19 protein-coding genes and 1 pseudogene are annotated in these 15183 nt (G+C 54.5%); 14 read left to right on the forward strand and 6 right to left on the reverse strand.

Annotation, left to right across the window (positions count from 1 at the left end):
• Positions 1-739: 739 nt before the first annotated feature.
• On the forward strand, positions 740-997 hold the full coding sequence (locus EGH23_RS22450) for a winged helix-turn-helix transcriptional regulator (protein ID WP_220582224.1): 258 nt from the start codon (positions 740-742) through the stop codon (positions 995-997).
• A 58-nt stretch (positions 998-1055) separates the two neighbouring features.
• Positions 1056-1295: a DUF7389 domain-containing protein gene (locus EGH23_RS22455; protein ID WP_220582225.1), complete on the forward strand. Its 240-nt coding sequence runs from the start codon at positions 1056-1058 to the stop codon at positions 1293-1295.
• Between the two features lie 12 nt (positions 1296-1307).
• On the opposite strand, the gene EGH23_RS22460 is transcribed toward EGH23_RS22455, so the two are convergent.
• The gene (locus EGH23_RS22460) at positions 1308-2543 is read right to left on the reverse strand and encodes an RNA-guided endonuclease InsQ/TnpB family protein (RefSeq protein WP_220582226.1); all 1236 of its coding nucleotides are present in this window, start codon (positions 2541-2543) and stop codon (positions 1308-1310) included.
• A 163-nt stretch (positions 2544-2706) separates the two neighbouring features.
• Between EGH23_RS22460 and EGH23_RS22465 the strand changes: the two genes are divergently transcribed.
• Complete coding sequence (locus EGH23_RS22465; protein ID WP_220582227.1) at positions 2707-3651, forward strand: NAD-dependent epimerase/dehydratase family protein; 945 nt, start codon at positions 2707-2709, stop codon at positions 3649-3651.
• Between the two features lie 110 nt (positions 3652-3761).
• Here EGH23_RS22465 and EGH23_RS22470 read toward each other — a convergent pair whose 3' ends face one another.
• Both EGH23_RS22470 and EGH23_RS22475 read right to left on the reverse strand, forming a co-directional pair.
• A complete protein-coding gene (locus EGH23_RS22470; protein ID WP_220582228.1) occupies positions 3762-4553 on the reverse strand; it encodes a DUF2071 domain-containing protein in 792 nt (263 codons plus the stop codon).
• Entirely contained in the window at positions 4489-5343 is an 855-nt protein-coding gene (locus EGH23_RS22475) for a hypothetical protein (protein WP_220582229.1), read from the reverse strand. Before EGH23_RS22475 ends, EGH23_RS22470 begins: the two co-directional genes overlap by 65 nt.
• A gap of 141 nt (positions 5344-5484) precedes the next feature.
• Between EGH23_RS22475 and EGH23_RS22480 the strand changes: the two genes are divergently transcribed.
• Positions 5485-6309: a hypothetical protein gene (locus tag EGH23_RS22480; RefSeq protein WP_220582230.1), complete on the forward strand. Its 825-nt coding sequence runs from the start codon at positions 5485-5487 to the stop codon at positions 6307-6309.
• 101 nt (positions 6310-6410) lie between these two features.
• Here the strand turns inward: EGH23_RS22480 and EGH23_RS22485 are convergent, their stop codons facing one another.
• Positions 6411-6665: a HalOD1 output domain-containing protein gene (locus EGH23_RS22485; RefSeq protein ID WP_220582231.1), complete on the reverse strand. Its 255-nt coding sequence runs from the start codon at positions 6663-6665 to the stop codon at positions 6411-6413.
• 237 nt (positions 6666-6902) lie between these two features.
• Between EGH23_RS22485 and EGH23_RS22490 the strand changes: the two genes are divergently transcribed.
• The 5 genes from EGH23_RS22490 to EGH23_RS22505 all read left to right on the forward strand — a co-directional run bounded on the left by EGH23_RS22490 (position 6903) and on the right by EGH23_RS22505 (position 9494).
• Positions 6903-7877, forward strand: a complete 975-nt coding sequence (locus EGH23_RS22490) for a hypothetical protein (RefSeq protein ID WP_220582232.1) — start codon at positions 6903-6905, stop codon at positions 7875-7877.
• 100 nt (positions 7878-7977) lie between these two features.
• On the forward strand, positions 7978-8184 hold the full coding sequence (locus EGH23_RS22495; protein WP_220582233.1) for a hypothetical protein: 207 nt from the start codon (positions 7978-7980) through the stop codon (positions 8182-8184).
• Between the two features lie 3 nt (positions 8185-8187).
• Positions 8188-8484 (forward strand): ribbon-helix-helix domain-containing protein, encoded by a 297-nt coding sequence (locus EGH23_RS22500; protein ID WP_220582234.1) that lies wholly within the window; start codon positions 8188-8190, stop codon positions 8482-8484.
• Positions 8474-8758, forward strand: coding sequence for a type II toxin-antitoxin system RelE family toxin (locus EGH23_RS27110; RefSeq protein ID WP_328766856.1), 285 nt, complete (start codon positions 8474-8476; stop codon positions 8756-8758). Before EGH23_RS22500 ends, EGH23_RS27110 begins: the two co-directional genes overlap by 11 nt.
• Positions 8759-9083: 325 nt before the next feature.
• Positions 9084-9494, forward strand: coding sequence for a TRAM domain-containing protein (locus tag EGH23_RS22505; protein WP_220582235.1), 411 nt, complete (start codon positions 9084-9086; stop codon positions 9492-9494).
• A gap of 52 nt (positions 9495-9546) precedes the next feature.
• Here the strand turns inward: EGH23_RS22505 and EGH23_RS22510 are convergent, their stop codons facing one another.
• Both EGH23_RS22510 and EGH23_RS22515 read right to left on the reverse strand, forming a co-directional pair.
• Complete coding sequence (locus EGH23_RS22510) at positions 9547-9840, reverse strand: hypothetical protein (RefSeq protein ID WP_220582236.1); 294 nt, start codon at positions 9838-9840, stop codon at positions 9547-9549.
• A 278-nt stretch (positions 9841-10118) separates the two neighbouring features.
• Positions 10119-11807 carry a thiamine pyrophosphate-binding protein gene (locus EGH23_RS22515; RefSeq protein ID WP_220582237.1) on the reverse strand — a complete coding sequence of 563 codons (1689 nt, stop codon included), beginning with the start codon at positions 11805-11807 and terminating at the stop codon, positions 10119-10121.
• 84 nt (positions 11808-11891) lie between these two features.
• On the opposite strand from EGH23_RS22515, the pseudogene EGH23_RS27330 reads away from it, so the two are divergent.
• From EGH23_RS27330 to EGH23_RS22535, 5 genes and pseudogenes are all read left to right on the forward strand, one after another.
• Positions 11892-12026, forward strand: a pseudogene (locus EGH23_RS27330) (type II toxin-antitoxin system death-on-curing family toxin); the annotation flags it as partial.
• A gap of 18 nt (positions 12027-12044) precedes the next feature.
• Entirely contained in the window at positions 12045-12230 is a 186-nt protein-coding gene (locus tag EGH23_RS22520) for a hypothetical protein (protein ID WP_483867129.1), read from the forward strand.
• Positions 12231-13174: 944 nt separating this feature from the next.
• Positions 13175-13687, forward strand: a complete 513-nt coding sequence (locus EGH23_RS22525) for an Lrp/AsnC family transcriptional regulator (RefSeq protein ID WP_220582239.1) — start codon at positions 13175-13177, stop codon at positions 13685-13687.
• Between the two features lie 235 nt (positions 13688-13922).
• Positions 13923-14216 (forward strand): DUF7344 domain-containing protein, encoded by a 294-nt coding sequence (locus EGH23_RS22530; protein ID WP_220582240.1) that lies wholly within the window; start codon positions 13923-13925, stop codon positions 14214-14216.
• A gap of 283 nt (positions 14217-14499) precedes the next feature.
• Complete coding sequence (locus tag EGH23_RS22535; RefSeq protein ID WP_220582241.1) at positions 14500-14928, forward strand: CBS domain-containing protein; 429 nt, start codon at positions 14500-14502, stop codon at positions 14926-14928.
• Positions 14929-15183: the final 255 nt, after the last annotated feature.

The following is a 15183-nucleotide window of genomic DNA, read 5'->3' on the forward strand; positions in this document are numbered from 1 at the left end:
GAGTGCCGTCGGGTTGGGCCGCGACGTGGGTCTCAATGCTGGCGGGGTCGCTGTTCGGGGTAGGGGACTCGGCTGTTTTCATGGTGAGTCCGACGTGGATTGTACTCATTCCTCATGATCTAAGAAAATTGCGGTAGAGGCCTACTCCCGTGATTTTGTGCACTCTCCTGGCAAGTGAGAGAGACCAACTATGGGTAGCACACAGCGATCAGGCACGACACTCGAATGGCGCTGGAAAGATGAGACCGACAATCGGCCGCTGCCTGAGTCCTGGGCGCGAAAGGGCCAGGAAGAACCAGTTGGGGAGGACGAGCAGCCACTGTACGCGATTCAGTGTCGGGGTGGCCTTCTCTTGGAATGGACAGTGAGTCGGCAAACTAACGCACCCGTTGCTGGACCGAATCGAGAACGGCCAGCACTGCGCGTGCTGTATGTGACTCGTGACGGCCAGCAGGCGGTTGTCCGTGAGTGGGAAGCGACTCGACAGGCTGAGGGATGGACTCCTGAGTCAGGATTTGCGAGCGTGATCGCGAAATCCTCTAACGCTTGCGATGACGTTGACGTCGATAACCGCGAATACTATTGGTCGCTCGTCGAGGAGCGATACGATGTCGAGTAGCGGCCTTTCAGTCATTTCATCTGAAGCCCGTGTCGGTCAAATCAGAACTAAAGTCGGTTGTGTATGTACCGTACACACTCGGTAGGATATTATGCTGAGAGAGGGTCCTACTGCGAACCAATGCCTACTGAAAGCTCTTGTTCAGTTTCGGACGCCGCCGAGCTGCAAGAGCTGCCCCCGAGTGCAAAACTGGTTGCCAAGACCCTCGAATACGAGGGGAAACTCACACAGTCGCAACTCTCGGAGTCAACGCTTCTCCCTGTTCGGACCATTCGAACTGCGCTGAGAACGCTCGAGGAGAACGACATCGTCACCGCTCGCATCTCGACGATGGACGCTCGGCAACAGGTCTACTCGCTCAAAATCAAACAGGACTGATTTTCTGCGCCCCCGATGGATGCGGGGCGTACCAGAGAGTGCGCTCCCGAGACGAACTATGTCCGACGACACCACTTCAGACGACGTTGAGCGAGTCGAACGAACAGATATTGGGGCCAGTGTCGAGGCCCGACTCAAACGCGGCACCGGTACCCGAGACGAAGACAAGATCACGATCAAAGCGAAAGGCGAGACCGCAGCGGATGCCCTCGAAGAGTTCGAACAGCTGCTTGCTGAGTACGAAGCAGAGTACGGTGACCGAATGCGGACGATTCAACCTCGAATCAACGAAGAGTGAATAGCCTCGGGGTCAAGCCCCGAGGCTTCCCGTTTCTACGACGCGCTTTGCAGACACACACTGAAAGTCAGGCGTGTCCGTAGGGAACGCAGTCTCCACGGGCGTGTCTTCGGGCCATCCCAGCCCTAGCTTCTGAAAGCCGCGTTTCAGGACGTTCATCGCCGCATTCGCATCCCTATCTGTCTCGAATCCGCATGACGGACAGGAGTGTTCCCGCACCCAGATAGGTTTCGCCGTCTCTACCCCACATTTTGCGCACTCCTTTGTCGTTCCCCGCGCTTCGACCTGCTTGACGTGGCAGCCATACAACTCTCCCTTGTATTCGAGGAGTCTGATGAACTGTCGCCACGCCGCGTCCTGTCTGTTGCGAGCGTTACCGTCACCCTGAAGCATCCCCTTCACATTCAAGTCTTCAACGAACACGGCGTCGTACTTGCGGACAAGCCATGTCGTAATCTTGTGCTGGTAGTCCAGCACCTTGCGACGGATGTGTCGCTTGACCGTGGCGACCTGCTTGCGTTGTTTCTCGTAGTTGTTTGAGCCTTTCTCCTTCCGCGAGAGTTTACGCTGTTCGTGGCGAAGACGGTCGTACTCGTCTTCGAGGTTGAGCCAATCCACGGTCTTGCCGTCCGAGGTGTGGATATAGTTGAGGATGCCGAGGTCGACACCCACACTGTTGCTCGCGTCCAAAGAGTCCACGTCGGGTTTCTCTGGCAGGTCAGCGTCGTTGGTCTCCAGTCCGAAAGAGACGAACCAGTCGCCGGTCGTCTCCTTCTTGATGGTGACTTCTTTAATGGTGGCTTTGTCTGGGATGTCGCGGTGGTAGCGGATTTTGATGTCTCCGATTTTGGAGAGCCAGAGGGTTGCGCGTCGGCCACTCGTGTTTTTGAGTTCGAAGCCGGACTGCGAATACGTCATACTCTGGAACTCCCTCGGTAACTTCCAGTTGAGCATCCCGACGTTGTGACCGTTCTCTTTCTGCTTGGAGAGATTCGAGAGGTTGTCGTAGAACCGTGTGACGGTTCGCTGGAGTGCTTTTGAATGAACCTCTTTGAAGACAGGAAACTCGTCTTTCCAGTCAGTGAGTCGGTCGTGGTGCCTGTATGCGGAGCCGATATTGTCGGCGTCCTTGTTTTCGTACTCGTAGAGGGTGTAGTTGTGCGCTTGGCGATGAATGTCGATGTGCTGTTCCAGTTCAGCCGCTACCGCTTGTGTCGGGTATGCCGGGTAGCGGTGACTGTACTCCATCGCTGTCTATTGGTTAGTGGTATGTTCACTTATTGGTTTATATCCTTGCTTATCGGATTCAACCCCAGGGCATTCTCCTAGACTACCTGTAAACATCATCCTATCTGTGGGAAACTTGGGAATTACATTTTACTATCGACTATGAGCATCGTCTGTAGGACGGATGTACATTGGAATTACTGGCGGTACGGGGTTTATGGGCACGCACTTGGCTCGCCGGCTTCTTGCCGACGGCCATCAGCCAATTCTCATCTCTCGGGGGGCAAACAAACAACATTCGGATGTCCAAGGAATCGAAGATGCCGAATTCGTCGCTGCTTCTGTGGATGACAAATCAACGTTACTGGAGGCATTTTCGAAGTGCGACACGATTGCGCACCTCGCGGGAATCAACTTCGAACGAGGCACACAAACCTACCAGACAGTCCACGTCAGGGGAACGAAGAATGTCGTCGAGGCAGCGGAAGAGGTTGGAATCTCTAAGATCATACTGACCAGTTTTCTGCGAGCGCGACCAGACTGCGGTTCAGCCTACCACGAGTCCAAGTGGGCTGCTGAAACGATTGTTAGAGACGCGGATACTGACCACACCATCCTCAAGCCAGGCGTCACGTACGGACAGGGAGATCACATGCTCAACCACATTGTACGTGCATTAGTTACAGTTCCTGTGTTCCCACTGATCGGCTTTCAGGACCGCTACCTCTCCCCACTCGCTATTGAGGATTTCGTGGATGTAATCGTGTCCTCGCTGACCGAAGAGCGTCTTTCCAACACGACTGTGGCTGTAACAGGACCAGAGGAACTCTCGTTATCTCAGGCTATTCGCCGCATCGGGGATGTTATCGACCGCGATCCGTTCATGGTTCCGACTCCAGTCGCGTTTCACTACGGCGGTGCTTGGCTACAGGAACGTGTTATGCAAACCCCGCTTACGACAAAAGCCCAAGTACGAATCCTCAACGAGGGGGTCGTCGAACCGGCGCCGAAAGCGGTCTGTGAGCCACTCCCTGACGATCTATGGCCAGCACAGTCGTTCACCACGGATCGTATCCAGAGGGGTTTACCGCCACTGGAACCACTCAGACTGCAGGATCTCCGGTGGTGAATACTGGTCTAATCGAAGAGGGGAGTGTTCTCCATTCTTGAGCTAATTGCTCCTTCTGTGACGTTCGCATGGGTTGAGCAAGAAACGTTGGACGAGCTATCGATGCCTAGTCAAGCTCCTGCAGTTGCGGTGATCGGCTCTCCTTCGTGCCACTCATGATAGGCCCCTCGCATGAGAAGTGCGTTGTCGAATTTGGCGGCACCTGCAGGGAAGTCGTCGAAATAACTGGACTTGACAGCGTCGACGGAGAATGGTTGCACTTCCCAGTCTGGAATGTGGAGATCCATCGAGTCGTATTCACCCTCCTGCTCAGTTGGCGAGTATCCCATCGAACCGTTTTCCATGAATGCTGATACCGCTTGCAGTGAGTCGAATATCGAATCTTCTGGGAGCGACCCATTTGCTTTACCGGTAACTGCTGTCTGTGTCTCGTCGATTTCGCTGGTCATCGCAACCTCGAATCGGTCGTTCGATTCGTCGACCTCGAAGGAAGCAGGTTTGAAAAGCCCCGGAAAGAGCGTCCCACCGAGCATGCTGTTTACCTGTGAGTCTGTGTCCCGTCGTGCGACATACACGCCTGAACGAGTGTCGCCGTCTGTATCCCACTCGACAGCGATCCGATGAGCGGCGTTCTCCGAACTCATCCCGAAGACGGCAGGTACCCCTCGTGGGCGAAGGTTTCGTAATCGAATGAGACAGATTCCGCCAATCCCGTAGCCCTGTACAGTCTGTGGTCGAAAGGGGGCTGGTAATTCCCCAGCCAGAACCTCCGGGTCGATCCGATAGTTGACGAGGATGCGGCGGTCGATCGTCCCCTGAACATCGAAGAGCATCGTCTTACTTTCCCTCGATAACTGGTTCCGTTGGTTGAGGTCCGTCAGTAAGTTCTCCTGTTGCTTCATGCGGGTCGTATAACCAGGATCGATTCCAAGCTTGGTCGACATCGGCCATGTAGAGTGTGCAATCGAAGGTCATGTCAAGGTCATATGTCTCGGCCAAGTAGTCCAGCAACGAGGATGACAACGAGAAGTCGTGGCAGAACGAAACGTCCCACTCGGGGTACTCGATATTCTGAAACGAGAGTTTGTCCTTGGTGAAATTATAGCCACAGCTACCGTCCAGCTCCAGAACAAAGTCGGTTGCCTCTGTTACGTTGTCGAACACTGTTGAGTCGGGACACTCGTCACTGACGGAATTCAATGAGGCCGTCAACGCACCACCACAGAGGTCGTCCTCGGCCTCGCATTCTAGTGCGTACGTTTCGTCGTTGTCGACTCGATCGAACGAGGAGGTCGCTTTACGGAAATGGGAAAAATGCCCACCCAAGAGACCCAGCACTTTCGAAGAGGTGTCGGATCGGAGTGTATAGTAGGCCCGTTTTTGTTCGCCGTCTTTCGGGACGGTCGCGCTGATTCGACAGAGCATTTCGTTCGTGTGAACGGGTGGCAGTGGGACGGGACCGAACCTTGTCACTGTGAAATCACAGGCACACATGCTGAGCATTCCGTCTCCAGTATCCTCGATTTCTTCTGGCGTAACACACCACGGTAATAACTGATCGAGTTGCTCGAGGGGGACTCGATAATTGACGGTGATTCGCTTGTTCGTCCATGATCCGACGTCGACGGGCTGGTGGTAGACGCGACCCAGTCGCTCTTGTAGGGACCGTGCTGTTGGCGCTGCTTCTGCCATGTTCACGAGTCTCACAGCTAATTGAAAGTTAGCCGTCACATATGGGAAGTTCACAGGGATAAGTCTCGTATAAACGCTGCTTCGGGCGTGTTTGCCCTCTCTATTTTTGTGCGGCCTCCAGCGGGTGGAGGCATTCCACAGATGCACGTCGAATCAGTTGACGGAGTCGAACCGACCTTCCTCGAAGAAGCACCTATCGGTCCCGATATCGACCGCGTTCTCGTGGCCGAGTATGGCTTGCCCTTCTACGTCGACGTTGACCGTCCCGAGGAAGTGCCCGCTGACGAAACCGAGAAGATGATTGACCTTGCCGAACGGGTGCTTGCTGCTGGCGGCCATCGGACTGGTTTCGGCCACCACGAGGAAATCCGACACTCGATGGCCGAGTGGGCACCGGACCGTGGCGAAGACCGAGCAGCCGATCCGGGCTACTGGCGACAGATGGTATTCGCACTGTCGCCCCGAGAACGAGATTTCGGCTGCCTGAATGGAGACCACAACGAGCGAGCGAAGAAAGCCAAGACTGTGCTGGCGTGGGCAAGTGATCGTCTCGAAATGGAGACGCTGGAGGGTATCGAGCAGGCACAGTTCGAAGCCATCGAACAGGCGTGGCGGAGTGCCGTCGAAGCGACGAAAGAACGCCGGGAGATCGAGGCGTTCGCTGCGGACCCGCCAGCGACGTTCGAGGGCTGGACGCGATTCGAGGCTGACCACGAGGCAGTCGAGGTCGCCTATCGAGCCGAGAACCACGGAACACCCGTGGTTGCAGCGGTGTTTCAAACGGGCGAGGACGAAGACGAACTTGACGCACAGGAGTTCACGATGGCGCGCTGGATCGACGCGGGTGGCAACCCTCGTGCTGCTCGGCCCAACCGGTTCTGTGTGACCTCGGGGAGTGGTGGGGGAGCCTACGCTCGCCTGCGGTCCCATCTCCAGACGTTCGACGTCACGCCGCTGGGCGAGTAATATTGCCTACAACGTTTTTGAGCTATACTCTCACAGCGATACCGCCACTAAAAGACATCTTGAATCAGCAGCTGATGGAACAATACCGGATCAATCGTCGCTCACGGAGCAATTTCCGGGGTGGTAGAGCCAGTCGGCTGTTCTTCGAGACTGATTGTGCCGTCTTGAGCGACTGTTACTTCGTGCCCGGCGTATCTGAATGAGATGGCACCGCCAGACATCCCTTCAATGGTCGTCTCCAGCGCATCTGGGTTGATACTGTCGTACAGTGGTGGCAACTCAACCACGTCGCTGTTGGTGGTTGTTGCTACTTGCTGGACGATTTGTTCAGAGAGACCCCCACTTGTTTCTCCCATACTCCCGCTGAATATCAGACATTATATAAACATTTGTCAGACATATGTAAACCAAACAACTTTCTAACCCGTAGCAGTAGCGATGGGTATAGAGACGCCAATTTTCGCGTGGCTGAATTGCCGTTGTTGTGATTCAGACAATGGAGGGGTTCACTTCGCACCCTCTCCTATCGATCTGTTTTCTGTGACACGGCAGTGGGCTGACGTTTATAAATGAAGACGAGACAATCCCTGTGTGTGACCGATCGGAACCCCAGCTTCGACCCGGCAGATATCCGCGGGAGCGCTAGCGCAGACCCGCATGCTGACGCCGACGAGACCGAGGACCTCCCTGGGAACTACCGGACTCCCGACGGTGCTGACTCCTCCCAGTGTTCGACCTGTTCGAAGCCGCTCCCTGAAGCAGAAGTGCAGTGTCCGTTCTGTGCGGGGGACGCTCTCGTCGACCCAACGGTCGAGAACGAGCAGTCCGTCGACGAGTGGTCGTTCGGTCGTGTCGTCCTCGCCGTCGTCGAGGGGAATACTCGGTACCACGCTCAGGCATTCGGCTCCGCAGCCTTTGCTGTCAGTGACGACTTGGCGACCGGCACTGAAGCCGCCCGTGCAACAGTCAAGTGCCGGGCAGCGTTCGACGCCGAACCAGCCCCGCAACTAACCGATGGGTGGCCGTCCCTACCGGATATCGTCCGGGCCGACCGCTCTGTGGGGCGGACACTCTTGGAAACTGCCGTCGAGCAGACGGACTGGGAGTGCCCAGATACCGAGCCACGGTTGTTCGTCGAGGACGGTGACAGCCTGACCGAGTACAGCCAGTTCGAAGCACTGGCAACGCGAATTGAGGAGAGCGAGGCGGAGTATTGGTTGGTGCCCGGGATCGTTCAGGAGTATTCCGTCGGCGACCCGGCTAGTCTTGAGCACCGCTACTACTGCGTTGGGTGTCAGGAGCTGACACCACACTCATATGCTAGCCGGGACGGTCTCGATTCGGCCCCGGTGACTGGACGGGAAATTTGGACCTGCGACGTCTGCGACCACCCACGGTTTCTTGAGCTGGGCGTGTCGAGTGAGTCCGACGAGGCGCAATCACGCGAGTGGCTGCCCGACGGTGTCTCATACGAGGATACCCACGCTGGCGACCCGCTCCCACACGAAATCGAGTTCGACCGGCAGATCGGGGCCTATCGCGAGCGTCACGGGCAGTATCCGTGGTAGTGAAGTCGTCGAGTTGGCGGTGACATCTCAGCTGGTTCGGTCTACTTCTTTTATGTGGCCTCTAGAATTTCGTGCACTCCTGGTGGGTGAGAGACTCAGCATGAGTACTGATCACCGTCTAGCAGACGAACAGGCACATAATGAAGCAGTTGGCGACATTGAAACTATTGCCACCGAGCATCGCCGGACACAGGCGACGGGAGAAGTATTCGAGGGCATTTACAAGGAGAGCAGTAAGACCAATGAGCAGCTTTCCAAATTAGAGCCCTATGCGAAGACTTACACATATGCGTCCGTAAAGCAATAGTATATGTCCGATGCTGATACCGCGGGCACTGAGGACGGACCAGAAACAGTCCAGATAAACCTTCGACTGAGCAAGGCGTTCCTCGAAGATATCGATGCAACGTGGCAGGAAGAGGGATTCAATTCTCGAAGCGAGTTCCTTCGGTATGCCGCGCGTGACGCGGTGAAGCATCCTGCGTTCTCTCGAGAAGGGTGGAAACAGATTGCAGCAACCGAACACGATCTTCGCTCCGGTGATGCAGAGTTGGTTTCACGCGAGGAAGTTGTTGAGATGATGGACCGAGACGAAGATGACGAATAGTGACGACTGGACTTGGAAGTTCACAACACGAGCAGCCACCCAGTTCGACGGGCTTGACCCTCATGTTCAGGATCGCTTGGTCTCGAAGTTAGACGATGTCGTTGATTCTGAGTGGCGAGAACCAGACGAGTTTGTCGAGCCACTAACTGGCGGCCCATTTTCGAAACTACGGGTCGGACAGTATCGCCTCGCTTGTATTCTCGATCACGAGGGGCTGATTCTCGAAGTGCATCGGATCGAACATCGGAGCGGTGCTTACACAGCAGACGATTAACGCGAAAAGTCTCGTTTGTCGATGGTCCGGCTTTGTGCCGTATCTTCGCTGAGTGAAGAGTACGCGTGAGGGCTCAAACATCGAGAACGAAATCTGAAATAGTTAGTAACATCCATTTCTCTGTACAGCGGCCCAGTCGTCCGTATTTTATAAGCATCCTGTGGGCAAGATGATGTCTCGAAAGTAGTTTCGATATCGACGACCCGCTCCCACACGAAATAGAGTTCGACCAGCAGATTATGGACTACTACGAGCGCCATGGGCAGTATCCGTGGGAATAAGTAGGCGGCCGATGACGTCCCAGCAAACGAGGTTGTCTGCATACATGGATATTCCGCCACAACTACAGTATTTGTTCTCTGCTGAGATCGAGGATGATGGTGAGTCGTTCGTTATTGACGTTCCTGCTGAGGAGGTACAGACCGGTGAGTTGGAGGCCGGTGAGACGTATCGGGTTGCGCTGCTCCCGACTGAGTCGACTACGCGTCGGAGCAGTGTGGACTCTCAGCCAGCAGCTGAGCGGACACAGGGGCCGCCAGTCGAGGAGGGGGAGACGCGACGAGTCGAAATCGAAGATATCGGCGAGCAAGGTGATGGAGTGGCGCGCGTCGAACGGGGGTATGTCGTGATCGTCCCCGACACGGAACTCGGTGAGCGCGTCGCTGTCGAAATTCAAACCGTGCAAGCGAACGTGGCGTTTGCTGCAGTGACCGAGCGGCTGAGTTACTACGAGTAACGTAGCGAGGGTGTCGTCTCTCTCGGTTTCGAGACGACTTGGGGTCGGGGTATTATTGTGGCGTCCCAGTCGCAGCCGCCAGTTCGTCGGTGAACGAAGTCAGGACTGCATCGGAGTCCGGCGCTGTCGAGCGTGGCGCTGCTTCCCAGAGTTCAATGTCGAGCTCCTGTGTGGCTGTTATCTGGCCGTCTGTGGCGGTGACCATGAGAATCGCCTGTTGATAGATCACGACGATTCGCTCCTCGTCGACGTCGAGATGTTCGATCCCAGCTCGCTCGAGTGTGTCTCGAAGATTCGTCGGTTCAGGGAGTGTGCCGTGGTGGACCGGCGCTTCGTCGGCAGTCATAGCGGGTGGTACTGCCCGCTGATACAAGTATATCCGGTCACAGCATGCGATTTTGTGTGGTTCTCAGCAGATTGTGAGTTTGCTGGAGCTAGGTCAGCTGGCGTCAACCATGTTTTGTGTCTCGATTGTCTCCCAGACGTCCTGACCATCGTCTGTCAGTCCATACACGCGACCTTTGCGACGATCCTCGGAGACAAGCAGTGTAGCGAGATCCGCCTCACGGAGCTCATTGAGTGCACGGGAGACGTGTGCAATACTGAGATTGGTTTCCTCCCTAATCAGTCGCGGACACGGACATCGACTACCACCGGCCCCGGATTGCTGATTGCCTCGGACAGAATTCCGGATAGTTCTGTCGTGTCTTCGACTTGAGTCCCCGCTACCCCTTGTGATTGAACTATCTGTGAGATATCCACTTCTGTATTGAACACGAGACAATCGAGTTCATCAGCTCTGTCATCGTCATATAGAAGCGCGTAGTTGTTTCGAAGGATTCGATAACTACGGTTGTTTGAGACCACCACAGTGAGATCGATATTATGGCGGGTTGCAGTGTAGAGAGCTTGTGGATAATAGAGAAACGACCCATCTCCGATAAATGCCAATACTGGCGTCTCTGACCCCCATTCGGATTCTGCAACCGAAGCACCAACTGCTGCCGGAAGGCCGTATCCGAGTCCGAGTCCTTTGTTCGAGATGAGTTGTCCTGGAGCGAGGTTCATTCGGGAGAGTAGTGCAGCCCGCGCGGTGAGCCCTTCGTCGATAATCAGTGCGTCTGAGGCGACTTCACTGATGATTTCTGCCAGCTCTGTCTTCGAGACACCTGGGTTCGATGTCTGTGGTTCTAGAAGAGATCCTGTTCTTTCTGCAACCACGACTTTCTCTTTTGCTGCTTCGGTCTTTCGAGACTCTCGAACCTCTTTCGAGACTTTTGTGCGCAATTCTTTCGCGAGTTCGGACAGTACTGACCCCGGGTCACCAATGATAGCGGCATCAACTGGCTGGTTCTTTCCAATTTGTGTACCATCTTCACAAATATGAATGCAAACCGTGTCCGAAGGGACCAGATCGCCATCCTGTCGGAGAAATGCTGTATTTGTTGAACATCCGACAAAGCAGATAGTATCTGTCGCAAGCAATTCTTTCGCGAGCGAATCGTTTGCAAGCGGCAAATAATCCATCCACAGGGGATGGTCCGACGGGAAGCTCACTTCACTTGCGAGTATCTCTCCGTACACTCTCGCACCAGCGGCTTCTGCCAGAGCGACGGCTGCATCAATCGCATTTTCTCCACCATGAGCCACGGCGTCGCCGACAACTAATATTGGGTCGATTGCGTCTACTAACAGATTAGTCGCATGTAGAATCTGCGTTGGATCACCCGGGCCAGCAGTAGCGATGGGGCCCAAGCGTTCAGGCCGTGCACTTGTCTCAGCTAGCAGGACATCCAACGGGAGACTCAGGAAGACCGGACCTGTTGGTGGGGTGAGTGCAATCCGGAACGCCCGGCGTAGCATCGCTGGCAACGATTCGACATCTTCAACTTCGGCACTCCATTTCACGAATTGATTGGCTAACGAGACTAAGTCACCTCCGAGTACGGGTTCCTCGAACAGCGAGTCTCTACTGTAGTTTCCAGCAGTAACGACGACGGGTGCATTGAGCATTTTCGCATTATAGAGGTTGCCGAGGCCGTGTGCCAGACCAGGAGCTAAATGAAGATTTGCTACTCCGACCGGTGTCACTGTTGGATCTTTGTGTGAGTGATACCGCCGAGTAGAAGCGTATCCGCCCGCCATTCCAACGGCAATGTCCTCATGCAGACAGAGAACGTACTCGATATCCCGTGTATTTATTGCTCGTATAACTGGCAACTCAGTCGTTCCTGGATTGCCGAACACGTGGGTAATGCCATACTCTTCGAGTGTGTCAACAAATAGGTCGGCACCAGTATAAGATCTATTCATAAACGTAATATAATTCTATAAATAGATAAATATATTCCAATAAATATAGGACATTTCTCCGACAAAATGCAGTGCAGACATACCGTATTTATAGTCGACAATGGGTATCCCTTTGAGTACGGTGATGAGATTCGGGCCCTCCTGCACCGCTTTGCGAGTAACGAGGCCACAGTCGACACCGACACGGCAGTCATCTACTTCCGGGCCTGTGCTAACTGATAAACGACCACACTGTGTATGTTCGAGATAGTAATGGCGTCCAGCAACGATCCCTCGGCCCCGGTTGATGACGAGGTCCGCCAGCTGTACGAACAGTATCAGGCGGCCGAGAGTGCTGAAGAACGCCGCGAGATTGCACTGGAGATGGGGGAACTTGATGGACGTCGGCACGCAGAGATCTATGCGGCACTCGAAAACGAGTGACCAAGTTCTCTCATGTTGCGGTGTGCGGTGTCGTCGAATATTCTATGTAGGGGTAGATTGGTCGCCCGCTTTCGTCAATCCCATGCGCATCTTTACCACGCAGGCGGGCATAGGTGCTGTATAGCCAGTAGTGTGATACCGGCTCTCGGAGACACCAATGCCAAAGGCAGCATGTACGGAGTGTGGCCGTGAGTTCTCATACGATACAGGGCGGGAGAAACCGCGTGCGCCGATGCGATTCTGTCAGTACTGTGGTGCCGAACTACCACCACGAGAGGAGTGGTGATTTGCCACTCGGTTTCGAATTACTGCCCATTCGGGTCTCTGCTGCCCCAGCTGTTGTAACTACAGCGGTCGATAGCACGCCGGTCGTTGAGCTGTCTCTTGTCACGCTCTATCCGTGGGTTCAGACGACTCATCGGCTGACGTGAGCGAGTAGAGCCGTTTGCGGGCATCAGCGAAATAGATCTCCTCGCGAACTATGTCTCGGTCTTGGAGTTCCCCAAGCGCATACCGGACAGTACGCACTGAGAGCCGCGTTTCATCGACGAGCTGACTCTGGGTTAGCTCTCCCTCGTATTCCAGTGTTTTGTAGACGAGCTTGGCGCTGGGTGGCGCACCAGCAAGACGGTCATTCGCTTCTGGTGCCACCATATCGTCTCTACGGGGACTGCCGCTACAATCTTGGTGTATGCGGCCAGTCACGCAAATCGGCCTTTGCAGGCGTCGCTTGATGGGACGTGGGGCTGATGGGTATCCGAGTGTGTTTTGGAGATTGCAGTGAGGAAATCGCCCTCTGTCGGTCAGTTCAGTCGAACTATCGATCAGCTGTTCTCGTCCGATCTTCTGCACCTTTCGAACACGTTGCGTCCTGCACCGAGGGTGATGCACGAGGTAATCGTGCGGCAAGAATATGTTAGTACTTCCACGCCGTACTCCATCCCATGGGTCGAGATTTGGACGATGTAGACCGGAGCATTCTCTACTTGCTCCAGCAAGATGCCCGCAACAAGACGGCACAGGAAATCGGCGACACGGCTGGTGTCTCGGCCAGTACCGTTCGCAACCGAATCGAGCAACTCGAACAAGATGGTATCATCAAAGGATACCATCCCGAGGTCGATTACGAGGCCGCCAACCTCCCACTGCAAGTGACGTTCGTCATCTCCGCACCACCCACGGAACTCAAACAGTACTTAGAGGACATCAGGGCGATCCAGGGCGTCATCGACGTTCGTGAAATGTTGACTGGTCGGCGCAACATGCACGTCGACGTCGTCGGGACGAGCACGAGCGATATCACCAGAATCACCGACGCGATCCACGATATCGGCGTCAAAATCGAGAGTTCGGAGATGATGCGACGGCGACACGTTCAACCCTTCAACCACTTCTTCTTGCAGGGGACAGAAGAGACGGACGCGCACGCTGAGGCCGGCGCTGAAGAAGAGTCATAGACCTCTCACAGGGATGATAGTATTTCGGGAATCCACAGAATACGTTCGACTAAGTAGGATATCCCACATTCGCTAATCACAGATACACAGTATTGGGCCCAGATGTTGTGAAATCCCGTATTGGTCTGTTAGCGCTCACAACACCGTTTTCTGGGGCCAATACCTCTCTTATGCAGAGGGAGTGAAACCGGTCAGTTTGCCTGGTCGGTTTTCGCTTGGGGCCCCCCTCGACAATATGAACGACACAACTTTCGATGCTTTAGCGAACGAACACCGGAGACACCTGTTGGTCGCACTTCTCGACGACAATTCACAGGACGCCGCTGTCCACGCGGACGAGACTGTGGATGCAGGGGCACTGCAAACCAAGCATCAGGTACGGACGGCACTGTATCACAATCACCTTCCGAAACTCGCCGATTACGGCTTCATCGAGTGGGATATGGACTCTCAGGAGATCGTCAAAGGACCATATTTCGGGGAGATTCGACCACTGCTCGAATATCTTGATGAGGACACCGAGCGCTGACTGGCTGTCTCGTTTGTTTACAGTAATTCTCGAATCGAGAGCTATGATGGTGGTTTCCTTACAGTCGAAGCTATCTGACCGAAAACCTCTGTATCGGACGCACACCTACCGAGAAAGTATGTCGTCACTCGCTCCCTGAAACAGAGAGCAACGACTGGGTCTCTGTATTGTGGATTGGTCAATAAGAGGATAGAGATAGTATGGTGGGCACGTTCTATATTTTACTGAATTAGCCGATTGAGAGCGTGCACAGGGTTAACCGTCTCCAGAGGATATTAGTAGTATGATTGACCAATCCGTCGGTGATGTGATGACACCGTCAGTTCGAACGATTCCGCCAGAGACGACAATTAGTGCTGTCGCGACACTGTTCGCCGATCATGATATCGGATCGGCAGTCGTAGTTGAACCCGAGACGGGCGAATACCTCGGAATCGTAACTGAATCCGATATCATGCAGCAGGTTGCAGCGGGGGCTGATATCAATTCTGTTCGTGTGGCTGCGTTTCTGAGTACGCCACTCGTCACGATTGCCAGCACGGAAAATATCCACACCGCTGCCGCGCTGATGAAAGAGCACTCGATCCGGCGGCTCCCAGTCATCGACGATGACGAGCTCGTTGGCATCCTCACAACGACTAATCTCACTCATTATCTGCCACGGCTCAGGAACACAATTCTTCGTGAACGGGATGACTTGGTCGCTCAGTGAGAATTCTGTATTAAGTGACCACACAGATGCGTAGTGTCTCAGCTGAACCGAAGTAGAGCCACTCGTGAATATTGTAGGGTATTGAACGCCAAACTAGATTCTGAGCCAACGCTGTACGTTTGTCGTGATCTCAAAGAGCCCGATATACACGCAGATGTCCATAGTATGGTGGAGCGTTGATAACCGAGTCCATATCGCAGAAGTCACAGCACGGACGCCAACAGTTGAAGGTGAGCGGATACTCTTTTTCTCATC

This window comes from Haloarcula nitratireducens, assembly GCF_019599505.1.